The organism is Hydrogenophaga sp. ZJX-1 (assembly GCF_048590325.1).
Lineage (GTDB): Bacteria > Pseudomonadota > Gammaproteobacteria > Burkholderiales > Burkholderiaceae_C > Hydrogenophaga.
On the sequence record NZ_JBMBRA010000003.1, the window covers coordinates 168,842 to 192,641 of the forward strand.

The window sequence follows — 23,800 nt, forward strand, 5'->3', positions numbered from 1 at the left end:
GGATACGCCGCGGAGCGGTGCGCTATTTGGTGCCGAAGATGCGGTCGCCCGCATCGCCCAGACCGGGCAGGATGTAGCCGTGTTCGTTGAGCTGGCGGTCGATGGCCGCCGTGTAGATCGGCACGTCGGGGTGCGACTTCTGCAGCGCGGCCAGGCCTTCGGGGCAGGTCAGCAGGCAGACGAACTTGATGGACTTGGGCCGTGTTTCCTTGAGCCGGTCAATGGCGGCGATGGCCGAGTTGCCGGTCGCCAGCATCGGGTCGACCACGACCACGTCGCGCTCGTGCATGTCCGACGGCATCTTGAAGTAGTACTCCACCGCCGTCAGCGTCTTGGGGTCGCGGTACAGGCCGATGTGGCCCACGCGCGCGCCCGGCACCACGCTCAGCATGCCCTCCAGGATGCCGTTGCCCGCGCGCAGGATGGAGACGAAGACCAGCTTCTTGCCATCGATCACCTTGGCGGTCATGGTCTCCAGCGGCGTCTCGATCTCGATGTCCTGCATCGGCATGTCGCGCGTGACCTCGTAGGTCATGAGCAGGGCCAGTTCGTTGAGCAGGCGGCGGAAGCTGTTGGTGCTGGCGTCCTTGCGGCGCATCAGCGTGAGCTTGTGCTGCACCAGCGGATGGTCGATGAGGTGGACGTTGCTCATGGTGTTGCCTTGTGTTGTTGTGGTCAGAAAACCGTGCCATCGCTGACGATGTTCAGCGGCGGCAGTCCGTTGCGCAGCCGCTGCGCGAGTGCCCTCCCCGCGGCCCAGGTCCCGCCTTCGAGCACGCAGGCCAGCGGCATCTGCTGTGCGCTCAGGCCCAGCTCGGCGCGCACCAGCGGGGCCAGCTCGTCGAGCAGGGCCACGGTGAGCGCGCGCCATTCGACGATGAAGGCATCGCCGGCGGACCAGCGGCGCGTGGCCCAGTCGTCCGGCAGCGGACGCAGCACGCCCGCGTCGATCAGCAGACCGCCGTTGCGGTATTCGGGCAGGCCGGTCAGCGCATCCAGACCGGTCACCCGCACGCCCGACCATTCGAACGGTTCGAGCAGCGAATAGGTCAGCCATTGCGAGAGCTTGTGAAACGGCATCCACCCCGCCGTCAGGCCCTCGCCATCCAGCGCCGGGTGGGGCCAGCAGTCGCCCAGCGGCTGGCCATCGATCGCGTTCTGCGCCGGCCAGATCGCCGACAGCGTGTCCAGCAGCAGCACCAGCAGATCGTGCGCCGCCATGGTGCGCACCGTGTCGGTGCCCGGCAGCATGGCGTCGTACAAGGCACCGGGTCGCCCCGCCGGGCCATAGACATCCTGGCGGCTCGCCAGCACCACGCCCAGCCGGCGCAGCAGCTCGGTCCGGCCTTCGAGGCCCACCAGCGGGTTGCTCTCGCTGACCTGGAACGCCTCGCCCAGGCGCCCGGTGCTCAGCGCCGCGAGGCCCGCCGCGTCCACCCGCAGGGGCTGCAACGGGTCGCCCGAGAACAGCCCCGCGGTGAAGGCGTGAAAGCTCGCCACGCCCAGGCCTTCGGAGCGCGAAAAATCTTGCCCGCTGGCCGTTTCACGGTAAACCCATTGCGGACCGGCACCGGCGTCCAGCAACACGCTCACCAGCGCCAGGTCGATCTGAGCCCGCGCGCGGGTGGCCGCGTCCACCGGACCCAGCAACGCATCGAGCTGGCCAGCGCGGTCCACCCCGCCCGCTTCGAAATGGCGCCAGCGGCTGTGGTACGGGATGCGCCCGTCCGGAAAGCGCTGCCGCGTGAGTTCGGCGACGCTGCGTGCGGCCACGCTCAGTGCGGCATCGTCCACCGCAAAGGCATCCGAAGCGCCAGCGCGGGCGCGGGCCAGCAGCTGCTGCGCCCGTTCGCGCACCGCCGCAGTGGAGCGCAGGACGCGCACGGCAGCGGTCAAGACCCCAGCCCCCGTCCCTTGGCGATCTTCAGCTCGTCGGCATCGGGCACCACGCCCGGCGTGAAGTAGCCCGCCGCCATCTTGGCGTCCATCTCCACGCGCGCATCGGCGGGGATCAACTCGTCCGGGATGTTCACGCGCTCGCCGACCTCGATGCCCGAGCCGGTGATGGCGTCGTATTTCATGTTGCTCATCGAGACCAGCCGGTGGATCCTGGTTATGCCCAGCCAGTGCAGCACGTCGGGCATCAGCTCCTGGAAACGCATGTCCTGCACGCCGGCCACGCACTCGGTGCGCGCGAAATACTGGTCGGCCGTGTCGCCGCCCACCTGGCGCTTGCGCGCGTTGTAGACCAGGAACTTGGTCACCTCGCCCAGCGCCCGGCCCTCCTTGCGCGAGTACGACACGAGCCCCACACCGCCGCGCTGCGCGCCCTGGATGCACTCCTCGATGGCGTGCGTGAGGTAGGGCCGGCAGGTGCAGATGTCGGAGCCGAACACGTCGGAGCCGTTGCACTCGTCGTGCACGCGCGCGGTCAGCGTCACGGACGGGTCGGCCAGGTCGCGCGGGTTGCCGAAGATGTAGACCGTCTGCCCGCCGATGGGCGGCAGGAACACCTCCAGGTCGGAGCGCGTGACCAGCTCGGGGTACATGCCACCGGTCTCTTCAAACAGCACACGGCGCAACACCGCCTCGGTGCAGCCAAAACGCTTCGCCACGCCCGGCAGGTACCACACCGGCTCCACCGCCACCTTGGTGACGACCGCCGCACCACCCGGGGTAAGGAAGCGGCCATCGGGTTGGAGCCTGCCTTTCTGCAGCGCGTCGATCACCTCGGGCAGGATCACGTGCGCCTGGGTCACGGCGATGGTGGGGCGGATGTCGTAGCCGGCCTCCAGCTCGCTCGAATAGGCGTCGGCGATCACGGCACCCCACGGGTCCATGCTGACGATCTTTTCCGGGTCGGCCCACTGCGGGTAGGGGCCGATGATGTCGGTGGGCGCGGTGTTCGTCAGGTCGGCGCGGTGCTCGCGCTTGAGCGCACCGGCTGCCACGGCCAGCGCACGGTAGACGCTGTAGCTGCCGCTGTGGGTGCCGATCACGTTGCGGTTCGACACGTTGAGCGTGGTGCCCACCACCGGCCCGCGCTCGCGCGCACTGGCCGCGCCCCAGACGATGGGCAGCGCCCCGAAGCCGCCGGAGTGCGAGGTCAGGCGGATGTGGCGCGGGTGCGGCGTGTTGGGCGAAGCGGGTGCCACGGCCACAGCAACCTCTGGCGACGGGGAATCAGCTGACAGGGCATCTGCGGACATGGGCGGGAACCTTGAAAAAGACCAATCGCTGGCGAACCGGGCGGAGCCCACACGAGGTCGGCTCCGTCACCCCGGGGGCGTTAGCAAGTGCAGTGCCAACCGATGGCGCCGGGTCGCCGGCGCCATCGGTAAAATCGCGGCCCCTGGTGACCCGCACATTGGCGGGCCGCCCTGACCTGGCCACACACACCCGAAGCGCGCATGCACTATTCCGTCTCTCATCACAAACTCAAGCTCATCCTTTCGGCCCAGGGCATCAAGACCGGCGATGCCGGCGCCATCGACACGCTGTTCGGCGGCAAGGACGGCTACTACTGGTTTGGCACTTTGCGCGACATGTGTCCGGAAGGCAAGACCCTCTCGTGGGAAAACCAGTACGCGCTGGTCAACGCGGTCCAGGCGCACGAGAACGCCACCGCCGAAGAAGACGAGATGAAACCGCAGGTGCCCAGCGCGGCCAACATCGCGGCCATGTGCAAGCTGCTGGCCGATCCGATCTGACTCAGCGCTGTCGCAGCGCCTCGGCCAGCTCGCGGTCGTGGCCGTAGATGTCGGGGTAAAAATGCAGGCGTCCCTGCTTCACCAGTGCCGTGCCATAGGTGATCAGCACCGGCACCGGCGTGGCGAGCCGCACGGTCTGCAACTGCCCTGCGGCCATGGCTTCGCGCACCCGCGGCTCGGTCCACTGGGGCATGTCCTGCAACACGAACAGGGCCAGCGCCACCGGCTGCTCGACACGCACGCAGCCGTGGCTGAAGTCGCGGCGGCCCTTGCCGAAGAGCCGGGCCGCGGGCGTGTGGTGCAGGTAGATATGGTCGCGGTTCGGGAATGAGAACTTGACCGCGCCCAGCGCATTCTTCGGCCCGGGGCGCTGGCGTATGCGGGCGCGCCCGGCCAGCACCTCGGCCAGCACGTCCGGGGTGACCTCGGTGCTGACGAGGCCGTCGGGCAGCACGAATTCCATGTCCTCACGCGCCAGGTAGCCGGGGTCGTGCTGGAGCCTGGGGACGGTCTCGGTGCGCGCGATCGACGGCGGCACGTTCCAGTAGGGGCTGAACTCGATGCTGCGCATCTCTTCTTCGAACACCGGCGTGCGCGTGTCCATGGCCTTGCCCACGATGATCTTCATGGTCTGGTGGACGACGATGCGGCCCTCGCGGACCTCGTAGGCCCGCAGCACGAATTCCGGGATGTTGACCACGATCATGCGCCGGGCTTCGGTCAGCGGCGTCCAGCGCAGCCGCTCCAGATTGAGGGCGATCTGCAGCGCCCGCTCGCCTGGCGTCACCTGCAATGCGGCCCAGGTGTCCTTGCCGACCACACCGTCGACCTCCAGTCCATGGCGCTGCTGGAAGCGCTGAACCGCCTCCACCCAGACGCCCTCATAGACCGTCGGCAGCGGCCCGCCGGCCGCCATATCCCCCAGCAAGCGCAGCCGTTCGGCCAGCAGGGCCAGGCCGGCCCAGGTCTGGCCGGGCTCCAGCTTGCCGGGCCGGCCTGGCTTGAAGTGGGCCGGACGCGGCAACGGGGGCAGGTCCTGCCGCCAGGCGGGGTGGCCCACCAGGGTCCGCATCCGGACCAATGCCTGGCGCAGCGCTTCGTACTGCGACAAGCGCGGCGCGGCCTCGCGCACCACATCGGCCAGTCGCCCGGCCTGCAGACCCTCGCGCAGCCGTGCCGCCGGGTCGAAGCCGTCGCGGGCCGGTGGCTTGAACTGGTGGTTGATCCGTCGCGGGTCCAGCCGGCCCTGGTGCAGGTCGCTCAGGTAGCGCTGCATGGATGCGCTGAGTGCTTGCGCCAGCCGTTCCTGGGCCGCGTCATCCAGCGCCGGCTCCTGGGCCGCCCCGGCCACCTGCAGCCCCAGCGCATCGACGCCGTAGTCTTGGGCGATCAGCCCATGGCCAGGCGCCCCGGCCAGCAACTCCACCGCCTGCCAGGCCTGGGGCCTGGGACGGCCTGCGTCGAACCACAACGGCCGCTCGGACGCCCGCACGCCACCCGCGGCCAGGCCCAGCGCCAGAACCAGGCTGCACAAGGCGCGGGACACCGTGGGCGGTGTGGGCATGCGGTCAGGCGCCCGGTCTGGCGTCGGGCGCTGGGCAGGCACAGTTCAGGAACACGGGCACAAGGTGCGGCCCTCCATCACACGGAGACGGGGTGCCCGCCGAGCTTGGTGCAGACCCGGCGCAGGCGCTGCTCGGCCTCGTCGGCCACCGATTTCACCCCGGCGCCACCGACCAGTCCCACCATGACCTGAGGGTCCAGGAACCCCACCACGATTTCGTGGCTCGACACTTCGCGCACGATCACATTGCAGGGCAGCAGAAGCCCGATGTCGGGCTCCGCCTGCAACGCCTGAAAAGCCAGCGGCGGGTTGCACGCACCGAGGATGCGGTAGGGTGGCATGTCTTCGCCGAGCTTGTCTTTCATCGCGGCTTGCACATTGATGTCGCTCAGCACGCCAAAGCCTTCGGCCTTGAGCGCCTGCGTGGTCTGGGCGATCGCTTCGTCAAACGAGACGCCACTGAGCGTGGTGGTGAATCCATACATGGCAGGTTCCTTCCTTGAGGGTGGTGGTTCAGCTCCGAAGATGGCTGCTGTGGAGCAACGCGTCTGTTCGACACCGAACCGACGCATGAACCATGCCGGAGTCAGGGTCAGAATGCAAGCCTTGATCAGCGTTGCCGTTTTGTGGCTGCGCCAACCTTGAGGATGCCCTTGACCCCGCCCCAGCCCGCCACCCCGAAACCGCCCCCCGCGACACCGGCCCCTGACACCGGGGCCGGCCTGTCCGCGAAAGACGCCGCGCAGCGCCTCGCTGCAGACGGACCCAACGCCTTGCCCGGCGGACAGCGGCGCAGCCTGCTGTCCATCGCCCTGGACACGGTGCGCGAACCGATGTTCCTGCTGCTGCTCGCGGCCGGCACGCTCTACATGGCGTTCGGCGACCTGCAGGAGGGCCTGACGCTGTTCGGCTTCGTGGTCATCACGCTGGGGCTGACGCTGTACCAGGAGGGCAAAACCGAGCGCGCCATTGAAGCGCTGCGCGACCTGACCAGCCCGCGCGCGCTCGTCATCCGCGACGGGGAGCCGCAGCGCATTGCCGGGCGCGATGTGGTGCGCGGCGACCTGCTGCAACTGAGCGAAGGCGACCGGGTGCCGGCGGACGCCCTGCTGGTGTCGGCCGACGGCGTGCAGGCGGACGAATCGCTGCTGACCGGCGAGGCGGTGCCGGTGAGCAAGCGGGCAGCGCTGGCGCCGGAGCTGGCCGCGAACCCGCAGGCCGACGACGCCGCCCGCGCCCGCCCCGGCGGCGACGACTGGCCCACCGTGTACGCGGGCACGCTGATCGTGCAGGGGCACGCGCTGGCGCGTGTCACGGCCACCGGTGCGCGCAGCGAGATCGGGCGCATCGGCACGGCGCTGGGCACGCTGGAAAACGAACGTTCGCCCCTGCAGAAGCAGACGGCGCAGCTGGTGCGCCACCTGGCCCTGCTGGCGCTGGCGCTCAGCCTGGCGCTGGTGCTGGTGCACGGCCTGATGCGGGGCGACTGGTTGCAGGCGCTGCTGGCCGGCATCGCGCTGGCCATGGCGATGCTGCCGGAGGAATACCCGGTGGTGATGACCGTGTTCCCGGCGCTGGGCGCGCGCCGCCTGTCCACCGAAGGCGTGCTCACGCGCCGCATCAACGCGATCGAAACACTGGGCGCCACCACCGTGCTGTGCAGCGACAAGACCGGCACGCTGACCGGCAACCGCATGACGGTGACGCACCTGGCGGCGGGCGGTGTGGCGCTCACCGACCGCCTGATGCTGGATGCGGGGTCCGAATCACCGCTGCCCGAAGCCTTCCACACGCTGGTGGAGTTCTCGATTCTGGCGAGCGTGGTGGACCCGTTTGACCCGATGGAGAAGGCGTTTCACCAGCTGGGCGAACGCTTCCTGACCGACACCGAACACCTGCACCGCGACTGGCGGCTGGTGCAGACCTACGCACTCAGCCCCGCGCTGCGCGCGATGTCGCATGTGTGGGCGGCGTCGGAGCAGGGTGTGCAGACGGTGGCCGCCAAGGGCGCGCCCGAGGCGGTGGTGGACCTGTGCCACCTTGACGACGCGCAGAAGGCGCACATTGCCAGCGTGGTGGACGAACTGGCCGCCGAGGGCCTGCGCGTGCTCGCCGTGGCCAGCGGCCGCTTCGAAGGCCAGGACTGGCCCGCGAACGAGCACGATTTCGACTTCACGTTCGTCGGCCTGCTGGGCCTGGCGGACCCGGTGCGCCCGCAGGTGCCCGCCGCCATCGCCGAGTGCCGCGCGGCCGGCATCCGCGTGGTGATGATCACCGGCGACTACCCGGCCACGGCGCAGGCGATCGCGCGGCAGGCGGGCCTGGCGGAGTCGGCCGCCGAGGTGCTCTCGGGCGACGAGATGGCGACGCTGAGCGATGCCGCCCTGCGCGAGCGCATGGCAACCGTGAGCGTGTGCGCGCGCATCGCACCCGAGCAGAAGCTGCGCATCGTGCAGGCGCTGAAAGCGCGCGGCGACATCGTCGCCATGACGGGCGACGGTGTGAACGACGCGCCGGCCCTGCGCGCTGCCCACGTGGGCGTGGCCATGGGCCAGCGCGGCACCGACGTGGCGCGCGAGTCGGCCTCGCTGGTGCTGGTGGACGACGACTTCGCGGCCATCGTGCGCGCGGTGCGGCTGGGGCGCCGCATCTTCGACAACCTGCGCAAGGCGATGTCGTACATCCTGGCGGTGCACGTGCCGATTGCCGGCATGGCGCTGCTGCCGGTGCTGTTCGGCTGGCCGGCGCTGCTGTTCCCGATGCACATTGCCCTGCTCGAACTCATCATCGACCCGGCCTGCTCGATCGCTTTCGAGAACGAACCGGCCGAGAGCGACGTGATGCAGCGCCCGCCGCGCGACGCCAGCGCACCGCTGTTTGGCGGCGTCACCTTGTGGCTGGCGCTGCTGCAGGGCCTGGGTGTGCTGGCGGCGGTGATGGGCGCGTTTGCCTGGGCGGCGCCCCGGCTGCCCGAGGCGGAGGCCCGCGCTTTTGCCTTTGCCACGCTGGTGATCGGCAACCTGGCGCTGATCCTTTCCAACCGCTCGGCCACGAGGCCGCTCTGGGCCACGCTGCGCACGCCGAACACCACGCTCTGGGTGGTGGTGGGTCTGGCCCTGGCGCTGCTGCTGGCCGCGCTCTATGTGCCCTGGGCGGTGGGCGTGTTGCGCTTTGCGCCCTTGCCGGCGCACGAACTGGCCATCGCCAGCGGGCTGGGCCTGTTCAGCGTGTTCTGGTTCGAAGGCATCAAGTGGGCCCGAAGAGCCCACGCCGGTTCACGCCGACCATTCGTGGCGCAGTGACGTGACCGTGCCACGCCAGCAGGACTTGCGGCCTTCGGGCAGCAGCCAGTACCGACCGACACGGCGCACGCCAGGGCATCACGGCGACACGCGAACAGAGGGGACCGCCGCCTTACACTCGGACGCTGTTCAACCCCGGAGCACTCCCTTGAGATCTTTATTTGTTTTGGGCGCGGTGGCCCTGGTCTGCGGTTCTGCACTGGCCCTGGAGGCGAAAACCTTGCCCTCCGGCGTGAAGGTGTTGTTGACCGCGCCAGGCACGGGCGCCACCCCCAAAGCCACGGACACCGTGAAAGTGCACTACCGTGGCACGCTGGCCGACGGCAAGGAATTTGACAGCTCCTACAAGCGCGGAACACCCGCCAGTTTCACCCTGAACCGCGTGGTCCCCTGTTGGACCGAAGGCTTTCAGCACATCCCGGTGGGTGCAAAGGCCACCCTGACCTGCCCGCCGGCCAGCGCCTATGGCCAGCAAGGCGCGGGCGGTGTGGTTCCCCCGAACGCCACGCTGACCTTCGAAGTGGAGTTGCTCGGCATCGAACGCTAGCACCCGTTCCGGGCGGGCTGCGGCCCCCAGGAGGTCTGATCCGGCTTCTTCATGCCCCGCTTGCCCGCGTCCCCGCCGGGCGCCCTGGTTGGCGTTCTCTGAGCGGCTTGTTGACTCCTTGCACCAGAGGCGTGTGGGGCGACGTTGGCAAAGAACATGGTCGCGGCACTCCCGCTATACTGCGCACTGCTCCGGGGTGCACGGACTTGAAAAAGTCCGGCGCTGAGATGGTGTGAAACACCGAACCCGTGAACTTGATCTGGCTAGTACCAGCGAAAGAAGAGCGCAGCCCCCAGGGCCTGCATCCCCGACCCGTCCCTCGCGCGACGGGTCCGTCCACGCCACCCGTGGACCCGGGTGCATGTTTTGACGGGCGGTCTCCGGAGCATCCACAGCCCCACACAGGAGACCGCCGCCATGAACGCCCCCGACAAGATTCCCTTCGCAGACCAGTTCGCCCTCAGCCGCGAGCCCTTCCCCGCTTCGCGCAAGATCTACGTGCCCGGCTCGCAGGACAGCATCCGCGTGCCCATGCGCGAGATCGCGCTGAGCAACGGCGAGCGCGTCACGGTGTACGACACCTCCGGCCCCTACAGCGACCCGACCGCCACCATCGATGTGCGCACCGGCCTGGCCGACGTGCGCGGCCCCTGGATCGACGCGCGCGGCGACACCGAGCGTTATGACGGGCGCCAGCGCGCCGCGCTGGACGACGGCGTGAAGAACGAGGCGCAGAACAACGGCACCACCATCGAACGCATCGAGGCCCTGCGCGCCGAAGCGGCCGGCCTGCAGCGCACGCCGCGCCGCGCGAAGAGCGGCGCCAACGTGACGCAGATGCACTACGCGCGCAAGGGCATCGTCACGCCCGAGATGGAATACGTGGCGCTGCGCGAAAACGGCAAGCGCGAGTGGATGCGCGAGTACCTCGGCGATCCGGCGCGTGAAGCGCGCCTGCGCGGCAACCCCATGGGCGCGCGCATTCCCGAGGTGTTCACACCCGAGTTCGTGCGCGACGAGGTGGCGCGCGGCCGTGCCATCATTCCGGCCAACATCAACCACCCCGAGGTCGAGCCCATGGCCATCGGGCGCAACTTCGGCGTCAAGATCAACGCCAACATCGGCAACTCGGCCGTCACCTCCAGCATCGAGGAAGAAGTGGACAAGATGGTATGGGCCACGCGCTGGGGCGCCGACAACGTGATGGACCTCTCCACCGGCCGCAACATCCACACCACGCGCGACTGGATCGTGCGCAACAGCCCGGTGCCCATCGGCACGGTGCCGATCTACCAGGCGCTGGAGAAGGTGGGCGGCGTGGCCGAGGACCTCACCTGGGCGATCTACCGCGACACGCTGATCGAGCAGGCCGAACAGGGCGTGGACTACTTCACCATCCACGCCGGCGTGCGGCTGGCCTACATCCACCTCACGGCGCAGCGCCGCACCGGCATCGTCTCGCGCGGCGGCTCGATCCTCGCCAAGTGGTGCATCACCCACCACAAGGAAAACTTCCTCTACACGCACTTCGACGAGATCTGCGAGATCATGAAGGCCTACGACGTGAGCTTCTCGCTCGGCGACGGCCTGCGCCCCGGCAGCGCCTCGGACGCCAACGACGAAGCGCAGTTCGCCGAACTCAAGACACTGGGCGAGCTGACGCAGGTGGCGTGGAAGCACGACGTGCAGACCATGATCGAAGGCCCCGGCCACGTGCCCATGCACCTGATCCAGGCCAACATGGACGAGCAACTCAAGCACTGCCACGAGGCCCCCTTCTACACGCTGGGCCCGCTGACCATCGACATCGCACCCGGCTACGACCACATCGCCTCCGCCGTGGGCGCGGCCATGATCGGCTGGATGGGCACCTCCATGCTGTGCTACGTGACGCCCAAGGAACACCTGGGCCTGCCCGACCGCGACGACGTGAAGCAAGGGATCATTGCCTACAAGATCGCGGCGCACGCGGCCGACATCGCCAAAGGCCACCCGGGCGCCCGGGCGCGCGACGACGCGATGAGCAAGGCGCGTTTCGAGTTCCGCTGGCGCGACCAGTTCGCGCTCGGCCTGGACCCGCAGACCGCCGAGGACTACCACGACGAAACCCTGCCCAAGGACTCGTCGAAAGAGGCGCACTTCTGCTCGATGTGCGGGCCGAAGTTCTGCTCCATGAAGATCACGCAGGACGTGCGCGACTACGCCGCCGCCAGGGGCGTGAGCGAAGAGCAGGCCCTGAACGAAGGCATGGCGCAGAAGAGCGCGGAATTCAAGGCCGTGGGCGGCGAGTTCTACGTGCCGGTGGACGCCATCGGCAAGAAGGGCTGAGCCATGCATGCCCATCGTTCACGCATCGGCATCGCCGGCGCGGGCGTGCTTGGCCGGCTGCTCGCATGGCAACTGTCCCGGGCCGGGCACACTGTCACGGTGTTCGATCCGGCGGCGGGTCCGGAAGCACCGGCCACGGGCTCCTTGTCGGAACACGCGGCCTGCGCAGCCGGCTTCACGGCCGCCGGCATGCTCAGCCCCATCGCCGAACTGGACAACGCCGGCCCCGACATCGCGCGCCTGGGCTGGCGCTCGCTGGCCCTCTGGCGCGCGGTGGCGGCCACGCTGCGCGCAGAGGGCTGCAGCGCGCCGCTGTTCGAACAACACGGCAGCCTGATGCTCGCGCACGGCGCCGACCTGGGCGCGGCGCGACGTGTGCTGGCCCGGCTGGACACCGCTCCATCGCTGGCGGCCGAGCTGCCCGCGCCGCAGCCGCTGGACCGTGCGGCGCTGGCCGCGCTGGAGCCCGCGCTGGCACCGGGCCTGCACGCCTGGCTGCTGCCCGGCGAGGCGCAGGTGATGTCGCGCGACATGCTCCACGCGCTGGCCGTGCAGGCGCCGAACGTGCACTGGTGCTGGGGCGAGCGCGTGGAACGGGTGGCGCCCGGCGTCCTGCATGTGGCGGGCGAGGGGCCGGTGCACTTCGATCTGGCCATTGATGTGCGCGGTGTGGGCGCGAGGCCCGACCAGGCATTGCGGGGCGTGCGCGGTGAAGTCATCTGGCTGCACGCCCCCGGCGTACAGCTGCAGCGCCCGGTGCGCCTGCTGCACCCGCGCCACCGGGTCTACATCGTGCCGCGCCCGGGCGACCTGTTCGTGGTCGGCGCGAGCGAGGTGGAGAGCGAGGACCGCTCGCCGGTGAGCCTGCGCAGCGCCGTGGAGCTGATGGCCGCGGCGCAGAGCGTGCTGCCCGAACTGGCCGAGGCGCGCATCGTGCACATGGAGGCCAACCTGCGTCCCGCCCTGCCCGACAACGAGCCCCATACCCACGCCGAGCCCGGCCTGCTGCGCATCAACGGCCTGTTCCGCCACGGCTGGCTGCTGGCGCCGGCGCTGGCGCAGGACGCGCTTGTGCTGGCCGGTCTGGTTGAACACGAAAAGGAGACCGTCCATGCCTGAAACCCTTTCGCCTGCCGAAGCCCGGTTGCGCTTCAACGAACTCACCCTGCCCTGCCCCAGAGACCTGACGCTGGCGGCCCTGCTGGACGCGCAAGGCGTGGCCAGCAACCAGGTCGCCACAGCGGTGAACGGTGAATTCGTGCCCGCCCCCATGCGTGCTTCCACGGCACTTCAGGGCGGTGACACGGTCCTGACCTTTCAAGCCATCGTCGGAGGCTGATCAGATGGGCCATCCAACGCCGACCTGGGCGCCCTACGGCGTCGAACTCACGAGCCGCTTCCTGCTCGGCACAGCCGGCTACCCCTCGCCACAGGTGCTGGCCCACAGCATCGCCGCCAGCGGCACGCAGATCGTCACCGTGGGCCTCAAGCGCACACTGGCCGCGGGTGGCGACAACGGCTTCGTGGAGATCATCCGCACGGCCATGCAGGAACACCGCGCCCACCTGCTGCCCAACACCGCCGGCTGCCGCACCGCACGCGAGGCGATCACGCTGGCGCACATGGCGCGCGAGCTCTACGGCACGCGCTGGATCAAGCTCGAGGTGGTGGGCGACGAACACACCCTGCAGCCCGACCCCTGGGGCACGGTGGAAGCCGCGGCACAGCTCACGCGCGACGGCTTCGCCGTGTTCCCTTACTGCACCGACGACCTCGTCACCTGCCAGCGCCTGCTGGACGCGGGCTGCGAAGTGCTGATGCCCTGGGGCGCGCCCATCGGCTCGGGCCAGGGCCTCATCAACCCGTTTGCGCTGCGCACCCTGCGCGCGCGGCTGCCCGGCGTGCCGCTGATCGTGGACGCCGGCATCGGCGCGCCTTCACACGCCGCCGCCGCGATGGAACTGGGCTTTGACGCCGTGCTGCTGAACTCGGCCGTGGCCCAGGCCGTGGACCCGGTGCGCATGGCGCGCGGCTTCGGCCTGGCCATCGAAGCCGGTCGTGCGGCTTACGAGGCGGGTGTGATGGCACCGCAGGACATGGCGGTGGCGAGCACACCGGTGAGCGGACATCCTTTCTTGATCAACTGACCATGACCCCTGTGATCTGGAGCATCGCCGGCACCGACAGCGGTGGCGGCGCGGGCCTCGCGGCCGACCAGCGCGCGGCCGATGCGTTTGGCGTGCACCTGTGCCCGGTGGTGGCAGCCGTCACCGCGCAGAGCACCGTGGCCGTGACGCAGGTCCAGGCCGTGGCGCCCGAACTGCTGGATGCGCAGCTCGAAGCCCTGGCCGCCGACTTGCCGCCACGCGTGATCAAGACCGGCTTGCTCGGCAGCGCGGCCAACGCGCGCGTGGTCGCCCGCTGGGTGGACCGCCTGCGCGAGCGCGGGCCGGTGCAACTGGTGATCGACCCGGTGCTGCGGGCCAGCACCGGCGCGGCGTTCGCCAGCGATGAGCTGCTGAAGGTCTACCGCGAAGAGCTGTTGCCGCGCGCCAGCGTGGTCACACCCAACCAGCGCGAAGCCGCCATCCTGCTCGGAGCCGACACGGCGAACAACGTGCCCGGTCTCGCGAGGACCCTGCAGCGGCTGGGCACGCAGGCGGTGGTGGTGACGGGCGGTGACGCCGGCACGCCAGGCCTCTCGCTCGACTGGCTGCACACGCCCCACGCCCGAGGCTGGCTCAGCCTGCCGCGCGTGGACACCTGCAACAACCACGGCACCGGCTGCACCTTCGCAACGGCGCTGGCCGCCGCGCTGGCGCTGGGCTTCGTCGCGTCCGACGCCACCGTGCTCGCCAAGATGGCCACCACGCACGCGCTGCGCCATGCGCGCGCCGTGGGCCAGGGGGCCGGGCCGGTGGTGGCGCGGCCCGGGTTCGGCGGCGATCCGACCCTGCTACCCCGCCTGTCGCTGGACGAACAACCGCCCACGGGCTGGCCAGTGCGCGAGCCGGCCCGCACACCGGGCGTGTACGCCATCGTCGACAGCGCCGAGCGGGTGGAAGCTGTGCTGCGCGCGCAGCCCACGGTGCCTACGATCCAGCTGCGCACGAAGCGCCCGCCCGGTCTCGACAACGCGACCTGGTCCGAACGGCTGCACCGCGAAACCGAGCGCAGCCTGCGCGCCGCCGACGCGGCCGGCGCCACGCTGGTGGTCAACGACCACTGGCAACTCGCGCTGCGGGCCGGCGCGCAGGCCCTGCACCTGGGGCAGGAAGACCTGCTGGCGCTCACGCCCGGCGAACGTGCGCAGCTGCAGACCGCTCGCGACGGCGGCGTGCAGCTCGGCCTGAGCTCACACAGCCTGTGGGAACTCTGCCGCGCCGCCGCGCTGTTGCCCGACTACATCGCCTGCGGCCCGGTGTGGCCCACCACCACCAAGGACATGCCCTGGTGGCCACAAGGTCTGGACAACCTGGCCTGGTGGGCCCACATGGCGCCCGCGCCGGTGGTGGGCATCGGCGGCATCCTCGAACCCGCGCAGCTGCAGGCCGTGGCCGCGGCCGGTGCGGCCGGGGGCTGCGTGGTGCGGGGGCTGGGCGACGAGCCCGCGCAAACCCTCCCGGCCTGGCTCAGCGCCTGGCAAGCGGGCCTGGCCCGGCAAGACCGGACGGCGGTGCCGGCCCTGCCCCACCCCTCGCTGCCAGCGAACGGCACCCCCCGGTAACACCCAAGGGTTAACCCGAAGCTGGGGTATCGTTGAGGGGTTCGTCACCGCCGGGCGATCGGGGCGCCTGCCGCCACGGGGCACCGGCATTTTTCTTCCTCAGGAGTACTTTCGTGGATCGTCGTTCCCTCATCAAGAACGCTGGCATCGCTGGCGTGTTGACCACTGGCATCGCGCCCGCCGTGCATGCCCAGGCCGCGGTGCGCTGGCGCATGGCGTCGAGCTTCCCCAAGTCGCTGCCCACCATCTTTGGTTCGGCCGAGAAGTTTTCAGAGACCGTCAAGGCCCTGTCCGGTGGCAGGTTCGAGGTGTCGGTGCACGCCGCCGGCGACCTGGTGCCCCCCTTCGGCGTGGTGGACGCGCTGCAGAACAGCACCGTGGAAATGGCGCAGACCGCCTCCTACTACTTCACCGGCAAGGACGCCACCTTCGCCTTCGGCTGCGCCGTGCCCTTCGGCCTGACCGCGCGCCACATGGATGCCTGGATGGAACACGGCAACGGCCGCAAGTACATGGACGAGTTCTACGCGAAGTACAACATCACCTCCATGAGCGCGGGCAACACCGGCACCCAGATGGGCGGCTGGTACCGCAAGGAGATCAAGACCGTGGCCGACCTCAAGGGCCTGAAGATGCGCATGGGTGGCGGTCTGTTCGGCGAGACCATGAACAAGCTGGGTGTGGTGGCGCAGAACATGCCGGCCGGCGAGGTCTACCAGGCGCTGGAAAAAGGCACGCTGGACGCCACCGAATTCGTCGGCCCGTTCGACGACGAGCGCCTGGGCTTCCACAAGGTGGCGCCGTTCTACTACTACCCCGGCTGGTGGGAAGGCGGCGCGGAGCTGGAGTTCTTCATCAACAAGAAAGCCTTCGACGCGCTGTCGGCCGAGAACAAGGCCATCGTGCGCGCCGCCGGTGCCGTGGCCGCGCGCGACATGACGGCCAAGTACGACACGCAGAACCCGATGGCGCTGCGTCGCCTCGTGGCCAGCGGCACCAAGCTCAAGCCCTTCAGCAAAGCGGTGATGGACGCCGGCTTCAAGGCCGCCATGGAAGTGTTCGCCGAGCATGAGGCCAAGTCGCCCGAGTTCAAGAAGATCCACCGCGACATGCGCGCTTTCCAGCGCGACCAGGTGTTGTGGAGCAAGTTCTCCGAATGGCGCTTCGACGACTACATCGGCGCGGCCAAGATCTGACCGGCCGGCACCGCGTTCCCAAACAGAAAGGCGCCCCGCGGGGCGCCTTTCTGGTTTCCGGAAGCCCGCAGAGCGATCAGCTGCGCGCTTCGCCCAAGGCCATGTGGGTCACCTGCAGGTCCAGGATTGCTTCCGGTTCCTGTGCCTCCTGTGCGGTCGGGTGGTCCAGGCCCTGCTGCAGTCGCTGCATGTCGAGGTCACCGGTCCATTTCGCCACCAAGTGGAGCGCAGCGACACGCTGCACGGCGCACAATTCACGCGCTGGCTGCCCACGACATGAACCCCACCGTCCACCTGATCGACGACGACACGGACTTCCGCGAAGGCCTGGCCTGGCTGCTCGATTCGCGCGGCCTGCCCACGCGCAACTGGGCCGGGGGCGACGCCTTCCTGCAGGCCCTGCGCAGCGGTGAAGTGCCCAACGCCTGCTGCGTGCTGCTGCTCGACATCCGCATGGAGCCGCTCTCGGGCCTGGCCACCTTCGAACAGCTCAAGGCCCTGGCCTGGCCCTGGCCGGTGCTCTTCCTCACCGGTCACGGTGACGTCAGCATGGCGGTGGCGGCGGTGAAGAACGGCGCCTGGGACTTCCTGGAAAAACCATTCCAGAACAACCTGCTGGCGGACAAGGTGGAGGCCGCGCGCCAGGCCGCCGTGACGCTGCACACCGAATCGCAGGACCGGTTGCAGCTCCAGCAGGCGCTGGCCGCGCTGAGCGCGCGCGAGCGTGAGGTGCTGACCGAGCTGCTGCAAGGCCACTACAACAAGAACATCGCCGACCACCTGGGCATCACCCAGCGCACGGTGGAATTCCACCGCGCCAACATCTTCGAGAAGCTCAAGGTGCAGTCGGCCGTGGAGCTGGCCCACCGCTTGGGCCGGCTGGGCGGCAGCGGCAGCGGCGGCTGAGTCCCGCCCGGGTTTGGCACACTCGGGGCCCAGCCCCGTTTCCCCGCGCCCATGACCGCCCCCACCGACCACGACCTGCCCCCGCTGAACGCCACGCCGCCCGGCCTGTACCGCCACTACAAGGGCGGCTGGTACGAGGTCATCGAGACGGCGCGCTGCAGCGAGACACTGCAAGGCATGACGCTGTACCGCGCGCTGTATGGCGATTTGGGTCTCTGGGTGCGGCCGGCCGCGATGTTCAACGAGCAAGGCACCTTCGAAGGCAAGCCACAGCCCCGTTTCGCCCCGCAAGACCCGGCGCGCATCCCGCTCGGCGACCTGCCCACCGCGCACGCGCTCATCGCCCACCTGCGCGGCCGCGCGCTGCGCGAAAAACACACCGATCTGGACACCGCCCTGCGCCCGCCACCGCCCGAGCCCACGGCCTGCTGCGGCCGCGGCTGCAACGGCTGCGTGTGGGAGGGGTTCTACGAAGCACTGCACCACTGGCGGGTGGACGCGCTGGCGTTGCTCGGATCGCTGCCGCCAGCGGGCTGATCGGGGCGTGCCAATGCCCGCACGCCGGGCAAGGGCATGCTCAAGTGTGCTGCGGGGGTGTCGAAACAACCTGGACACACCAGGATTCGAGACACCATGACCCCCACTGCGCTTCTGGAGCCGCCGCCCGCCGAGGCGGTCGAAGGTCCATCCGGGGTTCCGACGGTACTGACCGTCGATGACGAACCCTCCGTTCTCAACGCCCTGCGTCGCGTCTTCCGGTCGCAAGGCATCGCCACGCTGCAGGCGACCAGCGCCGCCGAGGGGCTGTCCCTGCTGAAAACCCATCGGGTGGACCTGGTGATCTCGGACATGCGCATGCCCGAAATGGATGGCGCGCGCTTTCTGGAACGGGTGAAGATCCACGATGAAAGCATCGTGCGCGTGCTGCTGACGGGCTATGCCGACATGTCCTCCACGATCGCCGCCATCAACCGGGGCGCCATTCACCGGTACATCGCCAAGCCCTGGGACGATCAGGACCTGGTGCTGGTGGTGCGCGAGGCCCTGAGCCGGCGCGACCTGGAAAAGAAGAACGCCGAGTTGACCGAGTTGACCAAGCGGCAGAACGAGCAGCTGCGGGACATCAACCAGACCCTGGAAACCCGGGTGGCCGCGCGAACATCCGAACTCGAGCAGATCAACGGCATGCTCGACGCGGCCTACGCGGACCTGGACAACACCTTCGTGCTCGCGGTGAATGTGTTCTCCAGCCTGATGGAGATGCGGGGCGGCCACCCCGGACACTCACGCCGGGTGGCCGATCTCGCACGCGAAACCGCCAAGCGCCTGGGTTTACCGGACCGCGATGTGCGCGACGTGTACCTGGCCGCGCTGGTGCACGACGTCGGCACCATCGGGTTTCCCGACACCATGCTGGGCAAGCCGGTGTCCACCTACACCGCGGAAGAACACCAGCGCTACCGGCGCCACACCATCGACGGCGAAACCGCCCTGATGGCCCTGTCGCAGCTGCAAGGCGTGGCCAGGATCGTGCGACAGCATCACGAGCGGGTGGACGGGAATGGCTTTCCCGATGGCCTGGCGGGCGCCGAGATCGTGCTGGGCGCGCGCATTGTGGCCGCGGCGAGCGACCTGGACGAGCTGGCCCATGGCCACATGGGTGAGATCAACCACTCGGCGGAGCGGGCGCACAGCATGCTCCGTGGCGGCATGGACACGCGCTACGACCCGGCGGTGGTCGAGACCCTGCTCCAGGTCGTGGTCGACATGGCCGCTGCCGCCAAGGACGACGTGCAGATCGACGTGCGCGACCTGCGCCCCGGCATGGTGCTGGCGCGGGCCGTGCTGTCGGCCAAAGGCGCCATCCTGCTGGCAGCTGGCTACGTCTTTGACGAACGCGTGGTCAGGCAGGTGACGAATTTTTCGACCAAGGAAGGCGTGCACCTCACGCTGTGGGTGCAACGCGACTCCATCCCCGAGGGAACCCAGCTCATGGCACCGCCGAAGGTGCATGCCTGATGTCGTGCCCTGACAAGAAAAAATCGAACGCCATCGTGGCCAGGGAGGTCGTCCAGGCCGTGGCCATGCCCGCGGCCTTGCTGGGCAAGGGGCTGATCCTGACGGCCAACGACGCTTTCTGCCGGCTGAGCTCGCGCAGTGCTTCTGCACTTCAGGGCCTGTCGCTGCTGGACCTGGTGGACGCGACCACGCGCCCCCACCTGCAGGCGGCGGTGCTGGCCTGCACGGAGCACGGCGGCGCACCGCCCGTGGTGTCGGGCTCCATCACCACCCCCGACGGCGGACAGCGTCCGGTGGAGATCCATGCCCGAAGGATCTGTCTCGGTGACCTGACCAAGGTGGTCGTGACCTGCGTCGACCTCAGCGACGTGATGCACGTCCAGGGCAGCCTGCTGGGCATGACCAAGATGCTGTCGCAGATCATCGACGGTGCCCCGGTACCCTCGATGGTGATCGACCGGCACCATCGGGTGACCCACTGGAACACGGCCTGCGAACGCATGACGGGCATCAAGCGCAACGAGGTGCTCGGGACCCGGGACGGCTGGAAAGCGTTCTACCGGGAGCAGCGCCCCCTGCTTGCGGACATGATCGTCGACGGGGTCGACGAGGCGACCATGCAGTCGTTCTACGGCGTGGCCATGAACCGCTCAGCCACCATCGCCGGGGGTGTCGAGGTCGAGGCCTTTTTCCCGGGCTTCGGGGCCTCTGGCAAATGGCTGTTCTTCACCGCGGCGCCCCTGTACGACGCCGATGGCCAGGTGATCGGTGCCATCGAAACCCTGCAGGACGTCACCGCCCGCCGGACCTCGGAAGAAGAGGTGCTGCGGCACCGCAACGAGCTGGAAGAAATCGTCCGGCAACGCTCGGCCGAGCTGGCGGACACGGCGCGCGAGCTGAAATGGTTCGTCGCCAGTTCGCCCATCGGGGTGGCGTATTCCTCGGGGGGCATCATCAAGCGGATCAATCCCGCGATGGCCGAGATGTTCGGCTACGCCGGGCCCGACATGATCGGCATGCCCGCGCGCAAGCTCTACCTGTCGGACGGCGACTACGCGAGCTTCGGCCGCTACGCCGGCCCCCTGCTGTCACAAGGCGAGCCGATCCACAGCGAGATGTGGATGCGCCACGCCGATGGCCACCCGATCTGGGTGCAGATCGACGCCCACGTGGCGGACACGAAGGACACCGCCCGCGGCACCTGGTGGATGATGCAGGACCGCTCCGACATCCGGGATGCCCAGCTGCAGCTGCAAGCGCGGATCACCGAACTCGATGCCATGAACCACCAGCTCGAAGAAGCACAGAACCAGCTGCTGCAGCAGGACAAGATGGCCTCGATCGGGCAACTGGCCGCCGGTGTGGCCCACGAGATCAACAACCCGATCGGCTTCGTGAGTTCCAACCTCAACACCCTGCGCCAGTACGTGAACAGCCTCTTCAGCCTGGGCGAAGCCTGCGACGCGGCACTGGCGGCGCCAGCCGACGCCACCCTGGCCAGCGCACTGGCACAGAAGCGCGAAGAGGTCGAGATCGATTTCCTGCGCGAGGACCTTCCCCAGCTGCTGGACGAATGCGCGGACGGCCTCGGGCGCGTCAAGAAGATCGTCCAGGACCTCAAGGATTTCTCGCGCGTGGACCATTCCGACTGGCAGGAGGCCGATCTGAACGTGGGCCTGGAGTCCACCCTCAACGTGGTCCGGCACGAGGTGAAATACAAGGCCGAGGTGATCAAACACCTCGCGCCGCTCCCACCGGTCATGTGCCTGGCGGCACAGCTCAACCAGGTGTTCATGAACCTGATCGTCAACGCCGCACACGCCATCGTCGACAAGGGAACGATCACCCTGTTGTCGGGTGTCGAGCAGGACTGGGTCTGGGTGCAGGTCGAAGACACCGGCTCCGGCATGAGCGCCGAAGTCCAGCGGCGGATCTTCGAACCCTTCTTCACCACCAAGGACGTGGGCAAGGGCACGGGCCTGGGCATGTCGCTGTCGTTTTCCATCATCCAGAAACACGGCGGTGCCATCCAGGTGCGCTCCAGCGTCGGGCAGGGCACGGCCATCCGAATCTGGCTGCCGGTGGCCGGGCCACAGGCCCTGGCCAAAGACGCCAAGCCACCGGTGTGGGAGCACGAGCATGAACACACCGCCTGAGCTCACCACACGCCCCCATCCGCGCACGCTGCTGCTGGTGGACGACGAGGAGTCGATCCTCTCGTCGCTCAGGCGCCTGTTCCGCCGCGATGGTTACCACCTGCTCACGGCCACCAGCGGCGCCCAGGGGCTGGCGCTGCTGGCCCAGCAACCGGTGGACGTGATCCTCTCGGACCAGCGCATGCCCGGCATGACGGGCATCGACTTCATGCGCGAAGCCCGTCGCCTCCATCCCCACACGGTGCGCATGACCTTGTCCGGCTACACCGACCTGGAGTCGATCATCGAGGCGGTCAACGAGGGCGCCGTGTACAAGTTCCTCACCAAGCCCTGGGACGACAATCTCCTGCGGAGCCACGTGGCGCAGGCCTTTGAACAGAGCGAACTGGCGGCGGAGAACCGCCGCCTGGGTGAGGCGGTGCGCCAGGCCAACCGCGAGCTGGCCATGACCAACCAGCGGCTCGAAAGCCTGGTGCGCCACGAGAGCGAACGCAGCCGGGCCATGCAGAACGCGGCCGGCGCCTCCCGGGATGCCCTCGATGGCTTGCCGATCGCGGTTTTCGGCATCGGCGACGACGGCATGCTGGCGTATGTCAATCGCCTGGCGGTGCGGCAGTGGCCCCAGTGGTCATCGGCCCTGGGCAGCGATCCCGCGCCGGCCATGCAGCAGACGCTGGCGGCACTGGAGCTGCCATCGCTGCGCGCCGAGGCGGAAGGGCTGCGCACGGCCATCGAAGGTCGAAATGCCCGGGTCTGGCTCCGCCAGCTGACCGGGCAACAGCAACCCCTGGGTTGCCTGATGCTGGTACAGCTGTTGCAGGATGCCGCGGCAGCCGACCCGGAAAGCCCGGCGTGAACGTGCTTGAAACCGCGGCGGCTGGCGAGCCCCTGAACCCCGCCGAATGGGCACGGTGCATCCGGGAACTGCCCTCGTTGCCGAGCGCCTTCATCGCGGCGGTCGAGGTGCTGAGCCAGGACCAGGCGTCCGCATCGACCTGCATCGAGGCGATCGAGCGCGACCAGGCCCTGACCGTTCGGGTGCTGCGCCTGGCCAACTCCGCGTTCTACGGGGCGCCGGGCCAGGTCTCGCGCATCGGCGACGCCGTCCAGATGCTGGGACTGCGCACCGTCGCGAGCACGCTGGCGGCCATTTCCCTGCGGGCCACGCTGGGATCGTTGCACTGTGAGGGCTTCTGCTTTGACAGCTACTGGCGCCACAGCCTGTGCGCCGCCCTTTCAGCGCGAGAACTGGCCAGGCTCGCTGCGCTGGACACCGGCGAAGCCTTTCTGCTGGGTTTGCTGCACGACGTGGGCAAACTGATTCTGGCCATGACCAGTCCGTCGCAGGAAGCGCAGGCGCTGCAACTCTGCCACTCGGAAGCGCTGCCCATGCACGAAGCGGAATGGCGGGTGTTTGGCGTGTCCCACGCCGAGGTCGGTGCGGCGGTGGTCAGGCAATGGAACTTCCCGCCCAGCATCCCGGACGCGATTGCCGGTCACCACCGCCCCCTGGTCGTTCAGCCGCTGGAACGCCTGACCGCCTGCCATCTGGTGCGACTGGCCAACCACATGGCGCATGGCCTGGCGGCATCTTCCGGCGCCAGCGAGCCCTTCTGGACCGAGCCGCTGTGGTCCGACCTGGGCATCGGCGAGCAACACCTGCGCGATCTGACGGAACGCGTCAGTGGCGAGCTGGACATCATGTCCTGCGCCTGAAACACCCGACCGGAGCCTCCCATGAGCCAAGAACTTCAAGGCAGCATCCTTCTCGTCGACGACGAGGCCGCCATCGTCCGCGCCTTGTTTCGCACACTGCGCACTCCGCTGGGCAACCGGGTGAAGATCGTGACCTGCAACAGCGCTTCGGAGGCGCTCGCGGAACTGATGGCGCAACGATTTGACGTCATCGTCAGCGATCTGCGCATGCCCGACATGGGCGGCATGGAGCTCCTGGCCCTGGCGGCGGACATCCAGCCCGGGTGCGTGCGCATGATCCTGACCGGGACGGCCGATTTCACGACGGCGCAGGCAGCCGTGAACCAGTTCGGCCTGTACCGCTACCTCACCAAACCCTGGGAGACCGATGAACTGGTGCGCCACATCACATCGGCCATCGCCTTCGGTGTCGAGCAGCGCGCCCGCCAGGACCATGCCACACAGTGGGTCGCCAGCCAGGGCCAGGCCAGCCCCGAAGAGCGGGAACGGCGCAGGCTCGAAGCCATGGAGCCCGGCATCACCCAGGTGGAGTGGGATGCCGAGGGCTGCGTGATCCTGAGATAGCGAAGCCCCCCTGCCGCGCCGCGCGCGGCCCCCTCAAGGGGGGGCGGCACTGGCCGTCCGGCAAA

The 23,800-nt window shown here is 68.9% G+C and carries 22 protein-coding genes, 1 pseudogene and 1 riboswitch; of the genes and pseudogenes, 17 read left to right on the forward strand and 6 right to left on the reverse strand.

The genetic code is table 11. The annotated features are described in order from the left end of the window. Positions 1 to 22 precede the first annotated feature (22 nt). From upp to ACN5W5_RS09615, 3 genes are read right to left on the reverse strand one after another with little or no spacing between them, the layout of a single operon-like run. On the reverse strand, positions 23 to 652 hold the full coding sequence (gene upp, locus ACN5W5_RS09605; protein ID WP_420048320.1) for a uracil phosphoribosyltransferase: 630 nt from the start codon (positions 650 to 652) through the stop codon (positions 23 to 25). A gap of 23 nt (positions 653 to 675) precedes the next feature. Then, positions 676 to 1,884, reverse strand: coding sequence for a URC4/urg3 family protein (locus ACN5W5_RS09610; protein WP_420048321.1), 1,209 nt, complete (start codon positions 1,882 to 1,884; stop codon positions 676 to 678). Between the two features lie 8 nt (positions 1,885 to 1,892). Then, positions 1,893 to 3,209 (reverse strand): GTP cyclohydrolase II, encoded by a 1,317-nt coding sequence (locus tag ACN5W5_RS09615; RefSeq protein ID WP_420048322.1) that lies wholly within the window; start codon positions 3,207 to 3,209, stop codon positions 1,893 to 1,895. Between the two features lie 201 nt (positions 3,210 to 3,410). On the opposite strand from ACN5W5_RS09615, the gene ACN5W5_RS09620 reads away from it, so the two are divergent. Then, positions 3,411 to 3,710, forward strand: a complete 300-nt coding sequence (locus ACN5W5_RS09620) for a hypothetical protein (protein WP_420048323.1) — start codon at positions 3,411 to 3,413, stop codon at positions 3,708 to 3,710. A 1-nt stretch (position 3,711) separates the two neighbouring features. Here the strand turns inward: ACN5W5_RS09620 and ACN5W5_RS09625 are convergent, their stop codons facing one another. Then, positions 3,712 to 5,274, reverse strand: coding sequence for a L,D-transpeptidase family protein (locus ACN5W5_RS09625; RefSeq protein ID WP_420048324.1), 1,563 nt, complete (start codon positions 5,272 to 5,274; stop codon positions 3,712 to 3,714). Positions 5,275 to 5,351: 77 nt separating this feature from the next. Further along, positions 5,352 to 5,759 carry a DUF302 domain-containing protein gene (locus ACN5W5_RS09630; protein ID WP_420048325.1) on the reverse strand — a complete coding sequence of 136 codons (408 nt, stop codon included), beginning with the start codon at positions 5,757 to 5,759 and terminating at the stop codon, positions 5,352 to 5,354. A gap of 162 nt (positions 5,760 to 5,921) precedes the next feature. Here ACN5W5_RS09630 and ACN5W5_RS09635 point away from each other — a divergent pair, with 162 nt between their 5' ends. The 8 genes from ACN5W5_RS09635 to ACN5W5_RS09670 all read left to right on the forward strand — a co-directional run bounded on the left by ACN5W5_RS09635 (position 5,922) and on the right by ACN5W5_RS09670 (position 16,374). After that, positions 5,922 to 8,576: a cation-translocating P-type ATPase gene (locus ACN5W5_RS09635; protein ID WP_420048326.1), complete on the forward strand. Its 2,655-nt coding sequence runs from the start codon at positions 5,922 to 5,924 to the stop codon at positions 8,574 to 8,576. Between the two features lie 148 nt (positions 8,577 to 8,724). Then, positions 8,725 to 9,123: an FKBP-type peptidyl-prolyl cis-trans isomerase gene (locus tag ACN5W5_RS09640; protein WP_420048327.1), complete on the forward strand. Its 399-nt coding sequence runs from the start codon at positions 8,725 to 8,727 to the stop codon at positions 9,121 to 9,123. 182 nt (positions 9,124 to 9,305) lie between these two features. Next, positions 9,306 to 9,421, forward strand: a riboswitch (TPP riboswitch). A gap of 119 nt (positions 9,422 to 9,540) precedes the next feature. After that, positions 9,541 to 11,451, forward strand: a complete 1,911-nt coding sequence (gene thiC / locus ACN5W5_RS09645) for a phosphomethylpyrimidine synthase ThiC (RefSeq protein WP_420048328.1) — start codon at positions 9,541 to 9,543, stop codon at positions 11,449 to 11,451. A gap of 3 nt (positions 11,452 to 11,454) precedes the next feature. Beyond that, positions 11,455 to 12,570, forward strand: a complete 1,116-nt coding sequence (locus ACN5W5_RS09650) for an FAD-dependent oxidoreductase (RefSeq protein ID WP_420048329.1) — start codon at positions 11,455 to 11,457, stop codon at positions 12,568 to 12,570. Next, entirely contained in the window at positions 12,563 to 12,790 is a 228-nt protein-coding gene (thiS, locus tag ACN5W5_RS09655; RefSeq protein ID WP_420048330.1) for a sulfur carrier protein ThiS, read from the forward strand. Before ACN5W5_RS09650 ends, thiS begins: the two co-directional genes overlap by 8 nt. Positions 12,791 to 12,794: 4 nt before the next feature. Next, positions 12,795 to 13,598 carry a thiazole synthase gene (locus ACN5W5_RS09660; RefSeq protein ID WP_420048331.1) on the forward strand — a complete coding sequence of 268 codons (804 nt, stop codon included), beginning with the start codon at positions 12,795 to 12,797 and terminating at the stop codon, positions 13,596 to 13,598. A 2-nt stretch (positions 13,599 to 13,600) separates the two neighbouring features. Further along, a complete protein-coding gene (gene thiD, locus ACN5W5_RS09665) occupies positions 13,601 to 15,178 on the forward strand; it encodes a bifunctional hydroxymethylpyrimidine kinase/phosphomethylpyrimidine kinase (protein WP_420048332.1) in 1,578 nt (525 codons plus the stop codon). Between the two features lie 113 nt (positions 15,179 to 15,291). Further along, positions 15,292 to 16,374, forward strand: coding sequence for a TRAP transporter substrate-binding protein (locus ACN5W5_RS09670; RefSeq protein ID WP_420048333.1), 1,083 nt, complete (start codon positions 15,292 to 15,294; stop codon positions 16,372 to 16,374). A 76-nt stretch (positions 16,375 to 16,450) separates the two neighbouring features. Here the strand turns inward: ACN5W5_RS09670 and ACN5W5_RS09675 are convergent, their stop codons facing one another. Then, entirely contained in the window at positions 16,451 to 16,618 is a 168-nt protein-coding gene (locus tag ACN5W5_RS09675) for a hypothetical protein (protein WP_420048334.1), read from the reverse strand. Positions 16,619 to 16,650: 32 nt separating this feature from the next. Here ACN5W5_RS09675 and ACN5W5_RS09680 point away from each other — a divergent pair, with 32 nt between their 5' ends. The 8 genes and pseudogenes from ACN5W5_RS09680 to ACN5W5_RS09715 all read left to right on the forward strand — a co-directional run bounded on the left by ACN5W5_RS09680 (position 16,651) and on the right by ACN5W5_RS09715 (position 23,735). Then, positions 16,651 to 17,280 carry a response regulator transcription factor gene (locus ACN5W5_RS09680; RefSeq protein WP_420048335.1) on the forward strand — a complete coding sequence of 210 codons (630 nt, stop codon included), beginning with the start codon at positions 16,651 to 16,653 and terminating at the stop codon, positions 17,278 to 17,280. A gap of 51 nt (positions 17,281 to 17,331) precedes the next feature. After that, positions 17,332 to 17,565 (forward strand): annotated as a pseudogene (locus ACN5W5_RS09685) (DUF1653 domain-containing protein); the annotation flags it as partial. 111 nt (positions 17,566 to 17,676) lie between these two features. Beyond that, complete coding sequence (locus tag ACN5W5_RS09690) at positions 17,677 to 17,817, forward strand: oxidoreductase-like domain-containing protein (protein WP_420048733.1); 141 nt, start codon at positions 17,677 to 17,679, stop codon at positions 17,815 to 17,817. 96 nt (positions 17,818 to 17,913) lie between these two features. After that, positions 17,914 to 19,299, forward strand: coding sequence for an HD domain-containing phosphohydrolase (locus ACN5W5_RS09695; protein WP_420048336.1), 1,386 nt, complete (start codon positions 17,914 to 17,916; stop codon positions 19,297 to 19,299). After that, positions 19,299 to 21,455 carry a PAS domain S-box protein gene (locus tag ACN5W5_RS09700; RefSeq protein WP_420048337.1) on the forward strand — a complete coding sequence of 719 codons (2,157 nt, stop codon included), beginning with the start codon at positions 19,299 to 19,301 and terminating at the stop codon, positions 21,453 to 21,455. The genes ACN5W5_RS09695 and ACN5W5_RS09700 overlap by 1 nt, the downstream gene beginning before the upstream one ends. Then, on the forward strand, positions 21,439 to 22,311 hold the full coding sequence (locus tag ACN5W5_RS09705) for a response regulator (RefSeq protein ID WP_420048338.1): 873 nt from the start codon (positions 21,439 to 21,441) through the stop codon (positions 22,309 to 22,311). Before ACN5W5_RS09700 ends, ACN5W5_RS09705 begins: the two co-directional genes overlap by 17 nt. Further along, positions 22,308 to 23,171, forward strand: a complete 864-nt coding sequence (locus ACN5W5_RS09710) for an HDOD domain-containing protein (protein WP_420048339.1) — start codon at positions 22,308 to 22,310, stop codon at positions 23,169 to 23,171. The genes ACN5W5_RS09705 and ACN5W5_RS09710 overlap by 4 nt, the downstream gene beginning before the upstream one ends. Positions 23,172 to 23,192: 21 nt before the next feature. After that, on the forward strand, positions 23,193 to 23,735 hold the full coding sequence (locus ACN5W5_RS09715) for a response regulator (protein ID WP_420048340.1): 543 nt from the start codon (positions 23,193 to 23,195) through the stop codon (positions 23,733 to 23,735). The last annotated feature ends 65 nt before the right edge of the window (positions 23,736 to 23,800 follow it).

Bases quoted from the DNA above. Each gene is read 5' to 3' on its own strand.
- ACN5W5_RS09660 (WP_420048331.1), top strand. From the start codon at position 12,795: ATGGGCCATCCAACGCCGACCTGGGCGCCCTACGGCGTCGAACTCACG.
- ACN5W5_RS09625 (WP_420048324.1), bottom strand. From the start codon at position 5,274: ATGCCCACACCGCCCACGGTGTCCCGCGCCTTGTGCAGCCTGGTTCTG.
- ACN5W5_RS09630 (WP_420048325.1), bottom strand. From the start codon at position 5,759: ATGTATGGATTCACCACCACGCTCAGTGGCGTCTCGTTTGACGAAGCG.
- upp (WP_420048320.1), bottom strand. From the start codon at position 652: ATGAGCAACGTCCACCTCATCGACCATCCGCTGGTGCAGCACAAGCTC.
- ACN5W5_RS09695 (WP_420048336.1), top strand. From the start codon at position 17,914: ATGACCCCCACTGCGCTTCTGGAGCCGCCGCCCGCCGAGGCGGTCGAA.
- ACN5W5_RS09620 (WP_420048323.1), top strand. From the start codon at position 3,411: ATGCACTATTCCGTCTCTCATCACAAACTCAAGCTCATCCTTTCGGCC.
- ACN5W5_RS09650 (WP_420048329.1), top strand. From the start codon at position 11,455: ATGCATGCCCATCGTTCACGCATCGGCATCGCCGGCGCGGGCGTGCTT.
- thiS (WP_420048330.1), top strand. From the start codon at position 12,563: ATGCCTGAAACCCTTTCGCCTGCCGAAGCCCGGTTGCGCTTCAACGAA.
- ACN5W5_RS09615 (WP_420048322.1), bottom strand. From the start codon at position 3,209: ATGTCCGCAGATGCCCTGTCAGCTGATTCCCCGTCGCCAGAGGTTGCT.
- ACN5W5_RS09715 (WP_420048340.1), top strand. From the start codon at position 23,193: ATGAGCCAAGAACTTCAAGGCAGCATCCTTCTCGTCGACGACGAGGCC.
- ACN5W5_RS09705 (WP_420048338.1), top strand. From the start codon at position 21,439: ATGAACACACCGCCTGAGCTCACCACACGCCCCCATCCGCGCACGCTG.
- ACN5W5_RS09680 (WP_420048335.1), top strand. From the start codon at position 16,651: ATGAACCCCACCGTCCACCTGATCGACGACGACACGGACTTCCGCGAA.
- ACN5W5_RS09635 (WP_420048326.1), top strand. From the start codon at position 5,922: ATGCCCTTGACCCCGCCCCAGCCCGCCACCCCGAAACCGCCCCCCGCG.
- ACN5W5_RS09700 (WP_420048337.1), top strand. From the start codon at position 19,299: ATGTCGTGCCCTGACAAGAAAAAATCGAACGCCATCGTGGCCAGGGAG.
- thiD (WP_420048332.1), top strand. From the start codon at position 13,601: ATGACCCCTGTGATCTGGAGCATCGCCGGCACCGACAGCGGTGGCGGC.
- thiC (WP_420048328.1), top strand. From the start codon at position 9,541: ATGAACGCCCCCGACAAGATTCCCTTCGCAGACCAGTTCGCCCTCAGC.